The sequence below is a fragment of the Microbacterium sp. RURRCA19A genome (assembly GCF_900156455.1).
Taxonomy (GTDB): domain Bacteria; phylum Actinomycetota; class Actinomycetes; order Actinomycetales; family Microbacteriaceae; genus Microbacterium.
Genome location: NZ_FTNQ01000001.1, coordinates 256,823 through 273,452 on the forward strand (window position 1 = coordinate 256,823; position 16,630 = coordinate 273,452).

Sequence of the window (16,630 nt, forward strand, 5' to 3'; positions counted from 1 at the left end):
GATGCGAGTTCTGGCGGCGATGAGCGGTGGCGTCGACTCCGCAGTGGCGGCGGCGCGCGCTGTCGAGGCGGGGCACGACGTGGTCGGCGTGCACCTGGCCCTGTCACGCGCGGGCGGAACGCTCCGTGCCGGAAGCCGCGGCTGCTGCACGATCGAGGACGCCATGGACGCGCGACGCGCCGCGGACAAGCTCGGCATCCCGTTCTACGTGTGGGATTTCTCGGAGCGGTTCCGCGACGACGTCATCGAGGACTTCGTGTCCGAGTACCGCGCCGGTCGCACCCCCAACCCCTGCATGCGCTGCAACGAGAAGATCAAGTTCGCCGCCCTCCTCGAGCGCGCCATCGAGCTCGGCTTCGACGCCGTGTGCACCGGCCACTACGCCACGCTGATCGACACGCCCGACGGACGCGAGCTGCACCGGGCCTCGGACGCCGCGAAAGACCAGTCGTACGTCCTGGGCGTGCTGACCGAGGCGCAGCTCGCGCACACCTACTTCCCGCTGGGCTCCACGCCGTCCAAGGCCGTCGTCCGTGCCGAGGCCGAAGAGCGCGGGCTGTCGGTCGCGCAGAAGCCCGACAGCCACGACATCTGTTTCATCCCCGACGGTGACACGCGCGGCTGGCTCGCCGAGCGCGTCGGTGCCGAGACCGGCGACATCCTCGATCGGTCCGGCGCGGTCGTGGGACGGCACGAGGGTGCCCACGCCTTCACCGTCGGCCAGCGACGCGGACTGCAGCTCGGCGTGCCCGCGTCCGACGGCAAGCCGCGCTTCGTGCTCGAGGTGCGGCCCGTGAACAACACCGTGGTCGTGGGACCCAAGGAAGCACTGGCGTGCGCCGAGATCTCGGGCGACCGCTTCACGTGGGCCGGACGCGCGCCGGCGGACACGACCTTCGCCTGCCACGCCCAGATCCGCGCGCACGCCGAGCCGGTGCCCGCGATCGCGACGCTCGAGGACGGCGTGCTCACCGTGCGCCCCGACGACCCCTTCGACGGTGTCGCCCCCGGGCAGACGGCGGTGCTCTACGACGGGACGCGCGTGATCGGCCAGTTCACGATCGCGCGCACGGTGTCGGCCGTACCCGTCGAGGCCTGAGCCGCTTTCTGTCGGCACCTTCGGCGTCGCGGAGCGGAGGGGATTCGGGCTGGGGAGGACCGAGGCCCCGGCATCCGTCCTCCCCTCGCGTGATCTCCTCCCGTCCGGGCGCGCGCCGTCGCAACCCCGCGGGGGATGTCGGGGGCCCTGCCTAAGCTGGATCCGTGACCGAGCACGACCAGCTTCCCGACCTCACCCTCGACGAAGCGCGCACCGAAGCGGCCGATCTGACCGAGCGGATCGTCGGGGCGCGTGACGCGTACTACGGGCGGGATGCCGAGCTCGTCGACGACGCGACCTACGACGGCTGGATGCACCGGCTCGAGGCCATCGAGCGGCTGTACCCCGAGTTGCAGGGGCAGGACAGCCCGACGCTGTCGGTGGGCGCCGCCGAGGCGACCGACCTCGTCACGATCGAGCACGCCGAGCGGATGCTGAGCCTCGACAACGTGTTCTCGCCCGAGGAACTGCGCGATTGGGCGGTCAAGACCCAGGCGTCCGCCGGGCGGCCGGTGAACTGGCTGAGCGAGCTCAAGATCGACGGTCTGGCGATCAGCCTGCGCTACGAGGACGGGGTGCTCACCTCGGCCGCGACGCGCGGCGACGGACGCGTGGGCGAGATCGTGACCGACAACGCCTTGCGCGTCGCCGGCATCCCCCGACAGCTCTCGGGCGACGGCCACCCGTCACTGGTCGAGGTGCGGGGCGAGGTCTTCATCCCGGTCGCGGCGTTCGAGAACCTCAACCGGCTGCAGGGCGAGTACCGGGAGCGCGCCGTCGCCGAGGCGCGGGAGCGCGCCGCCACCCGCCGCGGCGGCGCGAAGGCGTTCGACCTCGAGAAGGCCGAGCAGGCGGCGGCACGACGCTTCCCGGCGTTCGCCAACCCGCGCAACGCCGCGAGCGGCGGACTGCGCCAGCAGATCGAGAAGAAGTCGGGGCTGGAGCTCGAGGCCGGCCTGGCACGCATCGACTCGCTCGCGCTGTACGTCCACGGCATCGGGGCGTGGCCCGACCCACCGGTCGCCGCGCAGAGCGAGATCTACGACCTGCTGGCGTCGTGGGGGCTGCCGACGTCTCCGTACAGCAAGGTCGAGCCGAGCGTCGACGGGGTCCTCGACTTCGTCGCGTACTACGGCGAGCATCGTCACGACGTCGAGCACGAGATCGACGGCGTCGTCGTGAAGATCGACGAGCTGGCTCTGCACGACGAGCTCGGTGCCACCAGCCGCGCCCCGCGGTGGGCGATCGCGTACAAGTACCCGCCCGAGCAGGTGAACACGAAGCTCCTCGACATCGTCGTGTCGGTCGGCCGCACCGGGCGCGCGACGCCGTTCGCCGTCATGGAGCCCGCCCGCGTCGCGGGCAGCGTGGTCCGGCAGGCCACCCTGCACAACCAGGACGTCGTCAAGGTCAAGGGCGTGCTGATCGGCGACACGGTGGTGCTGCGCAAGGCGGGTGACGTGATCCCCGAGGTGCTCGGGCCCGTGGTGGAGCTGCGCGACGGCACCGAGCGCGCGTTCGTCATGCCCAAGGACTGCCCAGAATGCGGGACCGAGCTGCGCCCCGCGAAAGAGGGCGACATCGACCTCCGCTGCCCGAACGCGCGGTCCTGCCCCGCGCAGGTGCGAGGGCGGGTGGAGCACATCGGTTCGCGGGGCGCGCTCGACATCGAAGCACTCGGCGAGGTCACCGCTGCCGCGCTGACGCAGCCCGACATCCCCGCCGAGCCACCGCTCGACACCGAGGCCGGGCTCTTCGATCTCACGGTCGAACAGCTCGTCCCGATCGAGGTCATCGTGCGCGACGCCGAGACGGGGGAGCGCAAGGTCGATGAGAAGACGGGCGACGAGGTGCGCCGCGCCCCGTTCCAGAAGCTGGGACCGGCGACGTATCCGCCCGGTTCCGAGGACCTCGATCCCGCTGAACGCCGTCGCCGAGGCATCCGGAAGGACCACCGCGAGGTCCTGCCGTCCGAGCAGGCGTTGAAGCTCATCGCCGAACTCGAGAAGGCGAAGTCGAAAGACCTCTGGCGCCTGCTCGTCTCACTGAACATCCGCCACGTGGGCCCGGTCGCCGCTCGAGCTCTGGCGCAGTGGTTCGGATCGCTGGATGCCATCCGGGCGGCATCGCGCGACGAACTCGCCGCGGTCGAGGGCGTGGGCGGCATCATCGCCGACGCGGTCATCGACTGGTTCGAGGTCGACTGGCACCGGGAGATCGTCGATCGCTGGGCGGCGGCGGGCGTCCGCTTCTCGATCCCCGGTCATCCCGGCCCGGGGGCCGCGGCGGCAGCCGGCGGGGTCCTGTCCGGCCTCACCGTGGTCGCGACGGGATCGCTCGAGGGATACTCCCGCGAGGGCGCGCAGGAAGCGATCATCGCAGCGGGCGGCAAGGCGGCGTCGAGCGTCTCGAAGAAGACCGACTTCGTCGCCGCCGGTCCGGGCGCCGGCTCCAAGCTCGCGAAGGCGGAAGAGCTCGGCATCCGGATCCTGGATGCCGCGCAGTTCCGCGTCCTGGTCGAGCAGGGGCCGGACGCTCTCGAGCCCGCGCCCGCAGCCGACGCCCCGTGACCGCAACCGCCGCGCCACGAGCAGCGGGGGCGGGGCGCTGATCGCCCCACCCCCGCTCGCTCTGCAGGCGATCAGCCCTGGCAGGCGGTGCCGGCGGCGGTGAAGCTGTTCTGCAGGGCCGTCACCTGGGTGCCGAGTTCGCTGGCCTTGCTCGGGTCCGCCGTGATCTGCTCGAGGAACGTGACGTAGTTGCTGAGCGCGGTGCTCGCATCCTGGGCGAGCGGGGCGATCTCCGCGTTCGTGATGCCCGCGAAGTCGCTCTGCACCTTCGCGGTCAGGTCCGTGAACGTCGCCATCGCCGCTGCGGGGTCGGACGACGACATCGAGCTGCTCGCCTGCGACACATCGGTGAACGAGTCGATGATGATCTTGCAGGCATCGGCCTTCGACTGATCGGTCGCGGGCGCGGCGGCCTCCGACGTGCTCGATGCGGCCGAGCTCGGCGCGGCGGCATCGCCCTGGTCCGAGGTCGAACCGCCGCCGGAGCAGCCGGCGAGAAGCAGCAGGACGGCGGCGGTGCCGAAGGCGAAAGGTGCGCGGATGGTCTTCATGTGATGCCCCCAAGAGTCACATCGGGGCGCGGATCGACCCCGATGCCACCGTAGCGGGGCGTCGGCGTTCCGCCGGATCTCGGCGCCTGCCCTTGCGGGGACCACCACCACCCCGCTAGAAGGTCACTCCGCGAGGAGCTGTTCCTTCACCTGACGCCGCAGGACCTTCCCGATCAGGGACTTCGGCAGCTCGTCGACGACGACGATCCGGCGGGGCACTTTGTACGGCGTCAGGATGCCACGCGCGAACGCCGTGACCTCGTCCGCGTCGAGCCGGCATCCGTCCGCCACGACGACCGCGGCGACGACCTCTTCACCGGAGTGCTCGTTCGGGAGCCCCACGACCGCGACGTCGGCGATCGACGGATGCTGTCGCAGGACGTTCTCGACCTCGGTCGGCGCGACGTTGAAACCGCCCGTGATGATGAGCTCCTTGATCCGGTCCACGATGCGGACGAACCCGCCCTCGTCGATCGTCACGATGTCGCCGGTACGGAACCAGCCGTCGACGAACACCTCCTCGGTCGCCTCGGGCTTGCCGTAGTAGCCCGAGAAGACCTGCGGTCCGCGGACCACGAGCTCCCCGCGGCCGCCGGGCTCGACGTCCGTGTGCGGGTCGTCGGGGTCCACGACGCGGCATTCGGTGCCGGGGAGCGGGAGCCCCACGGTGCCCGGCACGCGGTTCTCCGCCACCGGATTCGCCATCAGCACCGGGGAGCATTCGCTGAGGCCGTAGCCCTCCACGAGATACCCGCCGGTCGCCTTCTCGAAGGGGACCACGAGCTCGTGGGGGAGCGCCATGGCGCCCGAGATCGCGATGTCGGTGCCGGCGAGGGACACGCCCTGCGCCTCGGCAGCGGCGAGAAGGCGCTCGGCGATGGGCGGGACGAGCGGCAAGAACGTGGCGGGATGCCGCTTGGTCACCGCGAGCACCAGATCGGGGTCGAATTTGGGGAACAGCACGAGCCGCGCGCCCATCGACATCGCGAACGTGAGACACAGGGTGAGGCCGTAGGCGTGGAACATCGGCAGCACGGCGTACACGACGCACCCCTCGCCGCGGACGATCGACGGGACCCACGCGCGTGACTGCGCCGCATTGGCGAGGAGGTTCGCGTGCGTGAGCATCGCCCCCTTCGGCGTGCCGGTGGTGCCGCTGGTGTACTGGATGATCGCCAGATCGCCGGCGGCGGGGCGCGGGTGCGCCGAGGGAAGCGGGTCGTGGCGGAGGAGCTGCGCCCACGGCGTGGCATCCGTCGTCTTCTCGGTCAGCGCGGACCGCGCCTCCCGCGCCTTCGCGACGGGCAGGCGCAGCGCCAGCCGCGTGCGCAGCGGCATCGCCTGGGTCACGTCGACGGACACGAGAGTCCGCACGCGCAGGTCGGCCGGGAACTCCTGCACGGTCTTCACGACCTTGCTCCAGACGATGGCATGCTTCGCGCCGTGGTCCTCGAACTGCTTGCGCAGCTCGCGGGCCGTGTAGAGCGGGTTGTGCTCCACGACGACGGCCCCGAGCCGCAGCACCGCGTAGAACGCGACGATGTGCTGCGGGCAGTTCGGCAGCACGATCGCCACGGGATCCCCGGCACGCACACCCTGGGCGGCGAGGGCCGCGGCGGCACGGGCGACCTCGGCCGACAGGTCGGCGTACGACGTCGTGCGCCCGAAGAACTCCAGCGCGGGGGCGTCGGGGTAGTCGCGCGTGGACGCGTCGAGGATGTCGACGAGTGAGCCCGTCTGGGGGTCGAGATCCTCGGGCACCCCCGCGGCGTAGCTGGCGGTCCAGGGGCGAGGCGGGTCGAAGCTCGTCACCGTCCCAGCGTAGGCCGGGGCCGGTCTCGGCGCGCGGTGCCCGCGAACTAGACTTGGCGGGTGTCTGAAATCACCCCTGATCTCGTGCGCCATCTCGGTGTGCTCGCTCGGATCGAGTTGAGCGACGAAGAGATCCAGAGCCTCACCGGGCAGCTGGATGCCATCGTCGACAACATCGCGAAGGTGTCCGAGGTGGCAACGCCCGACGTCGTCGCGACGAGCCACCCGATCCCGCTGCAGAACGTGTTCCGCCCCGACGTCGTGCAGCAGCAGCTCACCCGTGAGCAGGTGCTGCAGAACGCGCCCGACCAGGCCGACGGCCGGTTCCGCGTGACCGCGATCCTGGGGGAGGAACAGTGAGCGATCTCACGCGCCTGAGCGCCGCCGACCTCGCCGCCGCGCTGGCCGCGAAGGAGGTGTCCAGCGTCGACGCGACGCGCGCGCACCTCGATCGCATCGCCGCCGTCGACGGCGACGTCCACGCCTTCCTGCACGTCAGCGACCACGCCCTCGAGGTCGCGGCCGACATCGACCGCCGCCGTGCGGCCGGAGAAGAGCTCGGCGAACTCGCCGGCGTGCCCCTCGCCGTCAAGGACGTGCTCGTCACGACCGACATGCCCTCCACGAGCGGATCGAGGATCCTTGAGGGGTACATGTCGCCGTACGACGCGACCGTCGTGGCGCGTTCGCGTGCCGCGGGCCTCGTGCCGCTCGGCAAGACGAACATGGACGAGTTCGCGATGGGGTCCTCGACCGAGTTCTCCGCCTACGGCCCGACCCGCAACCCCTGGGACCTCGACCGGATCCCGGGCGGGTCCGGTGGAGGTTCGGCCGCGGCCGTCGCCGCGTTCGAGGCGCCGCTCGCCCTCGGCTCCGACACCGGCGGCTCGATCCGGCAGCCCGCGCACGTGACGGGCACCGTGGGTGTGAAGCCGACGTACGGCGGCGTCAGCCGCTACGGCGCGATCGCCCTGGCATCCAGCCTCGATCAGGTCGGCCCCGTGACCCGCACCGTCCTCGACGCCGGCCTCCTGCACGACGTCATCGGCGGGCACGACCCGCACGACTCGACCTCGCTCTCCGACGCCTGGCCCTCGTTCGCCGCCGCCGCCCGCGAGGGCGCCACCGGCGAGGTCCTGAAGGGCCTGCGAGTCGGCGTCATCCGCGAGCTCGACGACCGCGGCTTCCAGAAGGGCGTGTCGGACTCGTTCCGCGCATCGCTCGCCGTGATGGAGGCCCAGGGCGCGGAGATCGTCGAGATCAGCGCCCCGCACTTCGAGTACGGGGTAGCCGCGTACTACCTGATCCTCCCCGCCGAGGCATCCAGCAACCTGGCCAAGTTCGACTCGGTCCGCTTCGGCCTGCGCGTCACCCCGCAGGGCGCCCCGACGGTCGAGAACGTGATGGCCGCGACGCGCGACGCCGGGTTCGGCCCCGAGGTGAAGCGCCGCATCATCCTGGGCACCTACGCCCTGTCGGCCGGGTACTACGACGCCTACTACGGCAGCGCGCAGAAGGTCCGCACGCTCATCCAGCAGGACTTCGACGCCGCGTTCGCCGACGTCGACGTCATCGCGACGCCGTCGGCACCGACCACGGCGTTCCGCCTGGGCGAGAAACTCGACGACCCACTGCAGATGTACCTCAACGACGTCACGACGATCCCGGCGAACCTCGCCGGCGTCCCCGGGATCTCGATCCCGAGCGGCCTGGCCGAAGAGGATGGGCTGCCGGTCGGCATCCAGTTCCTCGCCCCCGCCCGCGAGGACGCCCGCCTGTACCGCGTCGGTGCGGCGCTCGAGGCGCTGCTCGTCGACCAGTGGGGCGGTCCGCTCCTGGATCGAGCCCCCTCCCTCACGAACGGAGCGACGCGCTGATGGCGAAAGACGCGCTGATGGACTTCGACAAGGCCCTCGAGATGTTCGAGCCGGTCCTCGGGTTCGAGGTCCACGTCGAGTTGAACACCGCGACGAAGATGTTCTCCGCCGCACCCAATCCCGCGAACGAGGCGAATCACGGCGCCGAGCCGAACACGCTCGTCGCGCCCGTCGACATGGGCCTTCCGGGCGCACTGCCGGTCGTGAACGCCGAGGCGATCCGCTCGTCGATCAGCCTGGGCCTCGCGCTCGGCTGCTCGATCGCTCCGTCGAGCCGGTTCGCGCGGAAGAACTACTTCTACCCCGACCTGGGCAAGAACTACCAGATCTCGCAGTACGACGAGCCCATCGCCTTCGAGGGCTCGGTCGAGGTCGAGCTCGAAGACGGCTCGATCGTCACCGTGCCGATCGAGCGCGCGCACATGGAAGAGGATGCCGGCAAGCTCACCCACATGGGCGGGTCGACCGGTCGCATCCAGGGCGCCGAATACTCGCTCGTCGACTACAACCGCGCCGGTGTCCCGCTCGTCGAGATCGTCACGAAGCCGATCTTCGGCGCCGAGCACTCGGCCCCCGCGCTCGCGAAAGCGTACGTCGCCACGATCCGCGACATCGTGCGCGCCCTGGGTATCTCCGAGGCGAGGCTCGAGCGCGGAAACCTCCGCTGCGACGCGAACGTCTCGCTGCGCCCGCGCGGGCAGGAGAAGCTCGGCACCCGCACCGAGACGAAGAACGTCAACTCCATGCGCTCCGTCGAGCGCGCGGTGCGGTACGAGATCCAGCGGCAGGCCGCGATCCTCGCCGCCGGCGGCACGATCACCCAGGAGACGCGGCACTGGCACGAGGACACCGGGCGCACGTCGCCGGGTCGCCCGAAGTCGGATGCCGACGACTACCGCTACTTCCCCGAGCCCGACCTGCTGCCCGTCGTCCCGGCGCCGGAACTGATCGAGGAGCTGCGCGCTGCTCTGCCCGAGCCCCCCGCGGCCCGCCGTCGCCGGCTCAAGGCCGACTGGGGCTTCGCCGACATCGACTTCCAGGGCGTCGTGAACGCGGGCCTGCTCGACGAGGTCGAGGCCACGATCGCGGCCGGCGCGACTCCCGCCGCCGCCCGCAAGTGGTGGCTCAGCGAGATCAGCCGCATCGCCAACGCCGAGGAGCGCGAACCGGCCGAGCTCGTCAGCCCCGAGAACGTCGCGGCGCTGCAGCAGCTCGTCGACGCCGGCACGCTGACGGACAAGCTCGCGCGCCAGGTGCTCGAGGGCGTCATCGCGGGCGAGGGCACGCCGCAGGAGGTCGTGGACGCCCGCGGTCTCGCGGTCGTCTCCGACGACGGCGCGCTCATCGCCGCGATCGACGAGGCCCTGGCCGCGCAGCCCGACGTACTGGCGAAGATCCGCGACGGCAAGGTCCAGGCCGCCGGTGCCGTCATCGGCGCCGTGATGAAGGCGATGAAGGGCCAGGCCGACGCCGCGCGCGTGCGCGAGCTCGTTCTGGAGCGCGCCGCCGCACAGTAAGCGCCGTGGATGCCACGGCCCTGCCGGTCCTCGCGACCGGGGGCCGTGGCATCCGTTGTCTCGGGGGTGTCTGCGGCCCGCTGCGGCACGACTTCGGTGATCCGCGTCGGGCGGGTCCACTTCGGTGAGCTCTCGCTGAGGTCGTGCAGATCGCCGATGTTCCGCGGATCGCTGAGCTGGTGCGGCCGCGCTTCTCGCGTGTGCGCAACCTCAGCGATCCGCACTCGATCCGGCGGCTTCGGCGACTCTCGGCTGAGCTTGTGCGGATCGCTGAGCTTGTGCCCATGGCACAGCCCGAGCCGGCCGCGATGTCGGAGGCCCGGGGGAGAATGGATGCCATGGGACGCGGAGACGGCACGGGACGCATCGTGTCGCCGCCCGACGCCGACGACACGGGTGCGGGGATCCTGCACGTCGACATGGACGCGTTCTTCGCATCGGTAGCCGTCCTCGACGACCCGTCGCTCGCCGGGAAGCCGCTCATCATCGGTGGATCCGAGGGGCGCGGTGTCGTCTCGAGCGCGTCGTACGAGGCGCGGCGCTACGGCGTGAAGTCGGCGATGCCGGTCGCGATCGCCCTGCGCCTGTGTCCTAACGCGATCGTCGTCAATCCGCCGTACTCGCGGTACACCGAGATGTCGCGACAGGTCATGGCGATCTTCGACGAGATCACGCCGCTCGTGGAGCCGCTGTCGATCGACGAGGCGTTCCTCGACGTACGCGGAGCACGGCGTCTGTGGGGGAGCCCCGGCAAGATCGCCCGCGACCTGCGGGCGCGCGTGAAGGAGCGGACGGGGCTGACCTGCAGTGTGGGGGTCGCCGCGACCAAGCACGTCGCGAAGATGGCGTCGACGATCTCCAAACCCGACGGCCTGCTGATCGTCGCCGAGGCGGACACCGACGCGTTCCTGCGGCCGCGCTCGGTCCGCGCGCTCTGGGGCGTCGGCCCCAAAGCCGCCGAAGCGCTGGAGTCGCGCGGCATCCGCCTGATCTCCGACGTGCTCGACACGCCCCGGCCCGCGCTCGAACGGGTGCTCGGGCCGGCGATGGGTGAGCGGATCTGGCATCTCGCGCGCGGCATCGACGCCCGCGAGGTGCACACCGCCCGCACGGAGAAGAGCGTCGGCCACGAAGAGACGTTCCACACCGACATCTCTGACACCCAGACCCTTCACGTCGAGCTTCGGCGGCTCGCCGACCGTGTCGGCGCGCGCCTGCGGAGCCAAGAGTTCGAGGCATCCACGATCTCCATCAAAGTCCGCTTCAGCGACTTCACGACGCTGAGTCGCTCGCGGACGCTCCCCGACCCCACGTCGGTCGGTCAGCGGATCGGGGATGCCGCGATCGAGCTGTTCGACGGGATCGACCGTCGTCAGGCGGTCCGGCTCGTCGGCGTGCGCGGCGAGAAGCTCCGAGCGACGTCCGCTGCCGCGACGCTGTGGGACGACGACGCCGAGTGGCGCCGGGTGGAGGGAGCACTCGACGGCGCGACCGCGCGGTTCGGGCGCGGCGCGGTCACCCGCGGATCACTGCTCGGTCCCACGCGCGGCGGCGGCGCGCTGCCGACGAATCCGCGCCCGTCGTACGACCACTGACACGGCCACGCACGGTGCGCAACGCCCCTGGGCGTGTCCACGGTCGGCGGGTACGGTGGGGGCATGCCCAACATCGCATTGGAACTCGGCAAGCAGGCCACCAGCTTCGGCGTCACATCCGCCTACGGGGAGCAGCAGGACGTCGACGGGGTGCGCATCGTCCCCGTCGCCCTGACCTGGGCCGGATTCGGCGGCGGCTCGGACGAGCAGGGCAACGGCGGCGGCGGTGGCGGCGGGTACACCCTGCCTCTCGGTGCGTACATTCGTCGTGGCGACGATCTGCGGTTCGACCCGAACCTCGTGTCGTTGCTCGCCGTCGGCATCCCGTTCGTGTGGGTCGCCGGTCGTGCACTCAGCCGTGTCATCCGCGCCCTCAAGAAGTAGCGCCGATCCCCTCGACGACGCTCTGACCACAGCGGTCGGGGCGGTTTCGTCGCGGGTGACCGCGGTCGGGGCGCCTAACCCCGTCGTGCTCATCGACGGCCGGAGCGGCGCCGGCAAGAGTTCGCTCGCACGCCGCCTGGTCACCGCTTGGCCGGGCCGAGATCGTGTGCAGCTCGTCGCCCTGGACGACGTCTACCCGGGATGGGGCGGGCTGGCCGAGGGGGCGGAGTACGCCCGGGAATCGATCCTTCTCCCGCACGCCAAGGGAACGATCGGTGTGTGGCAGCGATGGGACTGGGAGACGGGGGAGCGCGCGGAGGCGCACGCCGTCGATCCCTCGCTTCCCCTCGTCGTGGAAGGGGCGGGGATTCTCACCCCGGCGGCGGCGGCACTGGCCGACGTCCGGGTGTGGGTCGACGCACCGGACGGGCCGCGCAAGGACCGGGCACTGAACCGCGACGGCGAGACCTATCGTCCGCACTGGGACCGCTGGGCCGCGCAGGAGGCCGCGCATCTGGCAGACCACGAGCCGCAGGCCCTGGCATCCGTCGTCGTGTTCCTCCCGTGACGCGCACGTGAGCCGTCAGCGGCGCGGAGGATCCTCGAGGTTCCGGTCGAGCGCCGCGACCAGACCGTCCAGTCGGTAGCCGATCCAGTCGTAGATCCCGAAGCGCGCGTCGTTCGGGCGGTGGTCGTCGTCGTCCTGGATGCCGAGGCGTGTGGCCAGCACGAGTCGGACCGCGGACAGGGTCCTCATCCAGGCGCGAGCCTCGGTCTCTCCGAGGGCCACCGTGATCGTCGTGTCGGGGTCGCTCGCCGGATCGAGCTCGCCGCCGTCCATGCCGAGGGTGTCCAGGACCGTGCGGGCGTCCTGCGCACGCCGGTCGAGCATGTCGGAGCCGGTGAGCCGACGGAACTCCCGGCTCGCGGATTCGTCGTCGGGATACGCATCGGGGAGCAGTCGCAGCACCGCAGGGTCGTCCTCGCGTCCGGCGTCGACGATGAGGTCGCGGAACTGGCCGACGATCCCTGCCAGGTGGAGCGCCTCGAGGCCGCTGACCTCGAGGACGACGATGCGGTCGTTCATCGCGGGTCCTCTCTCACCGTGGCCCACAGACCGTAGTCGTGCATGGCGTGCGCGTGCGCTTCCATGACCTCGCGAGGACCGCGGGCGACGACGGCGTGTCCGTCGTGGTGGACCGCCAGCATCAGTCGGTGGGCGGTGGCGGCGTCGAACCCGAAGTACGTGCGGAACACGTGGACGACGTAGCTCATCAGGTTCACGGGGTCGTTCCAGACGACCGTCTGCCACGACGTCGGGGGAGCGACATCGATCGCGGTGACCTCATCGAGGTCGGGGGCGGCGGTACCGGCCATCACGCCCACCCGAGTTCATGGAGGCGCGCGTCATCGATTCCGTAGAAGTGGGCGATCTCGTGGACGAGCGTCGTGTGGATCTCGTCGCGGAGTTCGTCCTCGTCGGCGCACGCGGCGAGGTGCGGTTCGCGATAGACGATGATCCGGTCGGGCAGCTCGCCCACGCCGTAGCGCTCGCGCTCGGTCAGGGCCCAGCCGTCGTAGAGGCCGAGAAGGTCGAGCGATCCGTCCTCCGGGCGGTCTTCGACGACGAACACGACGTTGTCGAGCCCTTCGACCATGTCATCCGGGAGACGGTCCAGCTCGTCGACGACGAGAGCCTCGAACGCGTCACGGTCGAGGTCGAGCCGCGCGTGCTCCTCCACCTCGTCGTGCATGCTTCTCCCGTGTCTGCGGCCGCCTGAGGGGGATGCCACCCGCTCACCGGTTCGATTCTATGAGCCCTCGCGACACGCGGGCCGGAACGACGAAGGCCCGCCGGGGAGGCGGGCCTTCGTGTACTGGGGTGGCTAACGGGACTTGAACCCGCGACCCCCGCGACCACAACGCGGTGCTCTACCAACTGAGCTATAGCCACCATGTGACCGCCGCAGCGGACAACTGAACGATTATGTCATACGTCCCGCGCGAACGACGAAACGACCGACGATGCGGCGCCCTTCGCCTCGTCGCTCGTGGGGCCCGGCTCCGGAACGAAGACCGCCTTGCGGTAGTACGCCAGCTCACGGATCGACTCCAGGATGTCGGCGAGCGCCCGGTGTCCGCCGTTCTTGGCAGGCGCGTTGAAGTAGGCGCGTGGGTACCAGCGCCGCGACAGCTCCTTGATGCTCGACACGTCCACGTTGCGGTAGTGCAGCCAGCGGTCGACCCGGGGCATGTACTTCGCGAGGAACATGCGGTCCGTGCCGATGGTGTTGCCCGCGAGGGGCGCCTTCCCCTCGAGCGGCGCGAAGCGCTGGATGTACTCGAGCGCCTGGAACTCGGCATCCGCGAGACTCACCCCGTTCGGGATCTCGTCGAGGAGACCCGACGAGCGGTGCATCTCGGTGACGAACTCGCCCATGTTCTCCATCGCCGAAGCGTCGGGCTTGATCACGACCTGGAAGCCGGGGTCGAGGACGTTGAGCTCGAAATCGGTGACGACGATCGCGATCTCCACCAGCTCGTCGACCGCGAGGTCGAGTCCTGTCATCTCGCAGTCGATCCAGACGAGCCGGTCGTTCTCAGAGGCGCTTACCATCCCGTCATCCTACTGAGGGGGTGAGACGCGCAGTCGGTCCCCCAGACACGATTCGAACGTGTGACCGGCGGATTAGAAGGCCGCTGCTCTATCCACTGAGCTACTGGGGGTCGTCACCAGGATATCGGTGACGGCCCTCGGCGTGGTCGACCCCCTGGCGGGGGTGGGCGGGCGGGCGTACGCTCCGGCCAGACCGAACGAAAGGAGCACCATGTCCGATACGACGACACGACGTCTGTGGGTCGCTTACGGTCCGGGGGGTGTGGTCGGCACCATCCAGAAGGATGCCGAGGGCTACGCCGTGCACATGACCGGCCGGGACGAGCGACTGGGGATCTACCCGACCATGGAGATCGCCAAGAACGCGGTCCATTCGCACCTGAAGCCCGGGAGCGAGCGGCCCGAGTTCCGCGAGCACTGAGCTCGTCGCCGTGTCGCGGGGCGAGGATGCTGCCGCGACACGGCCACCGCTCACACCCGCGCGGGACGGCGCGGACGCGACCGGGCCTCGGGAGCGGCCAACAGGGGCAGGGCGACGTGGACGAGGGGGCCGATCCCCAGCGCGAACACGACCGTCCCGATCCCGACCGTGCCACCGAGCAGCCACCCCGCGACCAGAACCGTCCCCTCCACGCCGAGCCGAGCCGCCCAGATCGGCCAGCCGTACCTCGCGTGGATGCCCGTCATCAGCCCGTCGCGCGGCCCGGGGCCGAAATGCGCTCCGATGTACAGGCCGGATGCCGCGGCCACGGTGACGACCCCGGCCACCAGCATCAGTGCCTGCCAGACCAGTGCGTCGGGATGCGGCAGGAAGGTCAAGGACAGCTGGATGCTGGTCCCGACCAGGAGGATGTTGGCGACCGTTCCGATCCCGGGCCGCTGCCGGAGCGGAATCCACAGGAGCAGCACGCCGAGACCGACGATGTTGGTGATCCAACCGACCCCGAGCCCGGTCACGCGCGAGAGTCCCTCGGCGAACACCGTCCACGGATCGACGCCGAGGCCGGCGGCGATGGTGAGGGCGCAGCCGAAACCGTAGAGAGCGAGGCCGACGAGCAGGCGAAGGATCCGGGAAGTCACGAACAGATCCAATCACGCGATTGGGCCTTTCCAACCGATCCAATTCGTCTAATCTGGCTTCATGGACTCCCGCATCTCCGCGCGTGCCCTCGCCGAAGCGCTCGGTGGGTGGCGCGGCCGCGGCCCCGCATATGAAGCGCTGGCCGACGGCATCCGCCTTCTGTGCCTCGACAACCGCATCGCCGCGCGCACAACTCTGCCGGCGGAGCGCGAGCTCGCCACGGCCCTGGGCTTGAGCCGCACCACCGTGGCCGCCACCTATCGGAGCCTGCGCGACAGCGGTCACATCGAGAGCCTGCGGGGGAGTGGAAGCGTCACCCTGCCGCTGCGACGCAACGACCCGGGCGCGGGCGAACGGCGCGACGGCGTCATCGACCTGCAGCAGGCCAGCCCCGCCGCCTGGCCCGGTCTGCCGGCGGTCATCACCGACGTGGCTCAGGATGCCACCGCACTCGTCGCCCGCACCGGCTACGACGTCGTCGGGGAGCCGGGGCTGCGCGAGGAGATCGCGCAGCATTATCGCGATCGTGGACTTGCGACCGACCCCGAGCAGATCCTCGTCACGACGGGGGCGCAGAGCGCGCTGCATCTCATCGCCTCGGTGCTGCTGTCGCGTGCCGACCGCGTCCTGATCGAGACGCCGACCTACCCGCACGGCGCGGACGCCTTCCGCGCCGCCGGCGCCCGCCTCGTCGGCGTTCCCGTCTCGCCGCACGACGGGTGGGATCTCGACCGGGCGGCGCAGACCTTCGCGCGGGTCCTGCCCGCGCTGGCGTACCTCATGCCCGAGTTCCAGAACCCGACCGGTCGCACCATGGGTGATGCGGAGGTGGCGGCGTTCGTCGACGGCGCGCAGCGCGCGGGGACCTACCTCGTACTCGACGAGACGACCGCGGGGCTGGACATCGACCGACCGACCGCACCCGTCGCGTTCCCCGATCTCGGTCGGATCCTGCGGGTCGGGTCGCTCGGCAAGACCGTGTGGGGCGGCTTGCGCGTCGGATGGGTCCGGGCGGAGTCGGACATCATCCGGCGCCTCGCGAGTGGACGCTCAGTACACGACCTGGGCACCCCCGAGTTCGAGCAGGCCGTGGCGGCGAAGGTGCTGCACCGCCTCGATGAGATCAGTGCGCAGCGCGCCGACCTGCTGCGCGACGGCCGCGACGCGCTCACCCGCGCCTTGACGGAGCACTTCCCCGAATGGGAGATCCCGACCGTGCACGGCGGTGTGTCGCTCTGGGTAGGTCTCGGAGAACCGGTCAGCACGCCGCTCGTGATGAGTGCGCGGGCGCGCGGGCTCCTCCTCTCGGCCGGCTCGCGATTCGCCGTCGAAGGGGGACACGACCGACGCTTGCGCATCCCCTTCACCGCCGCACCGCACACCCTCGAGCGGGCCGTCGGCATCTTGCGGACGGCGTGGGACGACGTCCGCGGGACGGCCGCGGGCGCGGCGCTCGACGACCTCGCGACCGTGGTCTGACACACGGCGCCTCATACGCTGCGCCGCCGGGGTCGATGCGCCGCGGCG

17 protein-coding genes and 2 tRNA genes are annotated in these 16,630 nt (G+C 70.8%); 10 read left to right on the forward strand and 9 right to left on the reverse strand.

Going from position 1 to position 16,630, the window contains the following annotated elements:
* The first annotated feature begins 1 nt into the window (after position 1).
* Positions 2-1,099, forward strand: coding sequence for a tRNA 2-thiouridine(34) synthase MnmA (gene mnmA, locus BW982_RS01230; RefSeq protein WP_076490292.1), 1,098 nt, complete (start codon positions 2-4; stop codon positions 1,097-1,099).
* Between the two features lie 164 nt (positions 1,100-1,263).
* Complete coding sequence (gene ligA / locus BW982_RS01235) at positions 1,264-3,669, forward strand: NAD-dependent DNA ligase LigA (protein WP_076490293.1); 2,406 nt, start codon at positions 1,264-1,266, stop codon at positions 3,667-3,669.
* A 71-nt stretch (positions 3,670-3,740) separates the two neighbouring features.
* Here ligA and BW982_RS18060 read toward each other — a convergent pair whose 3' ends face one another.
* A complete protein-coding gene (locus BW982_RS18060; RefSeq protein WP_175611005.1) occupies positions 3,741-4,220 on the reverse strand; it encodes a hypothetical protein in 480 nt (159 codons plus the stop codon).
* 123 nt (positions 4,221-4,343) lie between these two features.
* Positions 4,344-6,032: a long-chain-fatty-acid--CoA ligase gene (locus BW982_RS01250; RefSeq protein WP_076490296.1), complete on the reverse strand. Its 1,689-nt coding sequence runs from the start codon at positions 6,030-6,032 to the stop codon at positions 4,344-4,346.
* Positions 6,033-6,092: 60 nt separating this feature from the next.
* Between BW982_RS01250 and gatC the strand changes: the two genes are divergently transcribed.
* From gatC to BW982_RS01280, 6 genes are all read left to right on the forward strand, one after another.
* Complete coding sequence (gatC, locus tag BW982_RS01255; RefSeq protein WP_076490297.1) at positions 6,093-6,392, forward strand: Asp-tRNA(Asn)/Glu-tRNA(Gln) amidotransferase subunit GatC; 300 nt, start codon at positions 6,093-6,095, stop codon at positions 6,390-6,392.
* A complete protein-coding gene (gene gatA, locus BW982_RS01260) occupies positions 6,389-7,909 on the forward strand; it encodes an Asp-tRNA(Asn)/Glu-tRNA(Gln) amidotransferase subunit GatA (protein ID WP_076490298.1) in 1,521 nt (506 codons plus the stop codon). The genes gatC and gatA overlap by 4 nt, the downstream gene beginning before the upstream one ends.
* A complete protein-coding gene (gene gatB, locus BW982_RS01265) occupies positions 7,909-9,426 on the forward strand; it encodes an Asp-tRNA(Asn)/Glu-tRNA(Gln) amidotransferase subunit GatB (protein ID WP_076490299.1) in 1,518 nt (505 codons plus the stop codon). Before gatA ends, gatB begins: the two co-directional genes overlap by 1 nt.
* Before the next feature lie 338 nt (positions 9,427-9,764).
* Positions 9,765-11,021 carry a DNA polymerase IV gene (locus tag BW982_RS01270; protein ID WP_076490300.1) on the forward strand — a complete coding sequence of 419 codons (1,257 nt, stop codon included), beginning with the start codon at positions 9,765-9,767 and terminating at the stop codon, positions 11,019-11,021.
* 63 nt (positions 11,022-11,084) lie between these two features.
* Positions 11,085-11,405 (forward strand): hypothetical protein, encoded by a 321-nt coding sequence (locus BW982_RS01275; RefSeq protein WP_076490301.1) that lies wholly within the window; start codon positions 11,085-11,087, stop codon positions 11,403-11,405.
* Positions 11,380-11,973, forward strand: coding sequence for a nucleoside/nucleotide kinase family protein (locus BW982_RS01280; protein ID WP_083696471.1), 594 nt, complete (start codon positions 11,380-11,382; stop codon positions 11,971-11,973). The genes BW982_RS01275 and BW982_RS01280 overlap by 26 nt, the downstream gene beginning before the upstream one ends.
* A gap of 15 nt (positions 11,974-11,988) precedes the next feature.
* Here the strand turns inward: BW982_RS01280 and BW982_RS01285 are convergent, their stop codons facing one another.
* The 6 genes from BW982_RS01285 to BW982_RS01310 form a co-directional block, all read right to left on the reverse strand.
* Positions 11,989-12,492: a DUF2017 family protein gene (locus tag BW982_RS01285; RefSeq protein WP_076490302.1), complete on the reverse strand. Its 504-nt coding sequence runs from the start codon at positions 12,490-12,492 to the stop codon at positions 11,989-11,991.
* Positions 12,489-12,782, reverse strand: a complete 294-nt coding sequence (gene clpS / locus BW982_RS01290; protein WP_083696569.1) for an ATP-dependent Clp protease adapter ClpS — start codon at positions 12,780-12,782, stop codon at positions 12,489-12,491. Before clpS ends, BW982_RS01285 begins: the two co-directional genes overlap by 4 nt.
* Positions 12,782-13,159, reverse strand: coding sequence for a metallopeptidase family protein (locus tag BW982_RS01295; protein ID WP_076490304.1), 378 nt, complete (start codon positions 13,157-13,159; stop codon positions 12,782-12,784). The genes clpS and BW982_RS01295 overlap by 1 nt, the downstream gene beginning before the upstream one ends.
* Before the next feature lie 124 nt (positions 13,160-13,283).
* Positions 13,284-13,359: transfer RNA gene (locus BW982_RS01300), tRNA-His, on the reverse strand.
* 36 nt (positions 13,360-13,395) lie between these two features.
* Positions 13,396-14,022 (reverse strand): oligoribonuclease, encoded by a 627-nt coding sequence (gene orn, locus BW982_RS01305; RefSeq protein WP_076490305.1) that lies wholly within the window; start codon positions 14,020-14,022, stop codon positions 13,396-13,398.
* 37 nt (positions 14,023-14,059) lie between these two features.
* Positions 14,060-14,132: transfer RNA gene (locus tag BW982_RS01310), tRNA-Arg, on the reverse strand.
* A 101-nt stretch (positions 14,133-14,233) separates the two neighbouring features.
* On the opposite strand from BW982_RS01310, the gene BW982_RS01315 reads away from it, so the two are divergent.
* On the forward strand, positions 14,234-14,443 hold the full coding sequence (locus BW982_RS01315) for a methyltransferase (protein ID WP_076490306.1): 210 nt from the start codon (positions 14,234-14,236) through the stop codon (positions 14,441-14,443).
* A gap of 50 nt (positions 14,444-14,493) precedes the next feature.
* Here the strand turns inward: BW982_RS01315 and BW982_RS01320 are convergent, their stop codons facing one another.
* Positions 14,494-15,102, reverse strand: a complete 609-nt coding sequence (locus tag BW982_RS01320; protein ID WP_076491725.1) for a membrane protein YczE — start codon at positions 15,100-15,102, stop codon at positions 14,494-14,496.
* Positions 15,103-15,163: 61 nt separating this feature from the next.
* Between BW982_RS01320 and BW982_RS01325 the strand changes: the two genes are divergently transcribed.
* Positions 15,164-16,582, forward strand: coding sequence for a MocR-like transcription factor YczR (locus BW982_RS01325; RefSeq protein ID WP_076490307.1), 1,419 nt, complete (start codon positions 15,164-15,166; stop codon positions 16,580-16,582).
* Positions 16,583-16,630 lie beyond the last annotated feature (48 nt).

What these genes read in the sequence shown, in the direction of transcription:
- BW982_RS01295 (WP_076490304.1), bottom strand. Translation starts at nt 13,159, where the DNA reads ATGCACGACGAGGTGGAGGAGCACGCGCGGCTCGACCTCGACCGTGAC.
- BW982_RS01275 (WP_076490301.1), top strand. Translation starts at nt 11,085, where the DNA reads ATGCCCAACATCGCATTGGAACTCGGCAAGCAGGCCACCAGCTTCGGC.
- gatB (WP_076490299.1), top strand. Translation starts at nt 7,909, where the DNA reads ATGGCGAAAGACGCGCTGATGGACTTCGACAAGGCCCTCGAGATGTTC.
- BW982_RS01270 (WP_076490300.1), top strand. Translation starts at nt 9,765, where the DNA reads ATGGGACGCGGAGACGGCACGGGACGCATCGTGTCGCCGCCCGACGCC.
- clpS (WP_083696569.1), bottom strand. Translation starts at nt 12,782, where the DNA reads ATGGCCGGTACCGCCGCCCCCGACCTCGATGAGGTCACCGCGATCGAT.
- BW982_RS01325 (WP_076490307.1), top strand. Translation starts at nt 15,164, where the DNA reads ATGGACTCCCGCATCTCCGCGCGTGCCCTCGCCGAAGCGCTCGGTGGG.
- BW982_RS01285 (WP_076490302.1), bottom strand. Translation starts at nt 12,492, where the DNA reads ATGAACGACCGCATCGTCGTCCTCGAGGTCAGCGGCCTCGAGGCGCTC.
- BW982_RS01315 (WP_076490306.1), top strand. Translation starts at nt 14,234, where the DNA reads ATGTCCGATACGACGACACGACGTCTGTGGGTCGCTTACGGTCCGGGG.
- BW982_RS18060 (WP_175611005.1), bottom strand. Translation starts at nt 4,220, where the DNA reads ATGAAGACCATCCGCGCACCTTTCGCCTTCGGCACCGCCGCCGTCCTG.
- mnmA (WP_076490292.1), top strand. Translation starts at nt 2, where the DNA reads ATGCGAGTTCTGGCGGCGATGAGCGGTGGCGTCGACTCCGCAGTGGCG.
- orn (WP_076490305.1), bottom strand. Translation starts at nt 14,022, where the DNA reads ATGGTAAGCGCCTCTGAGAACGACCGGCTCGTCTGGATCGACTGCGAG.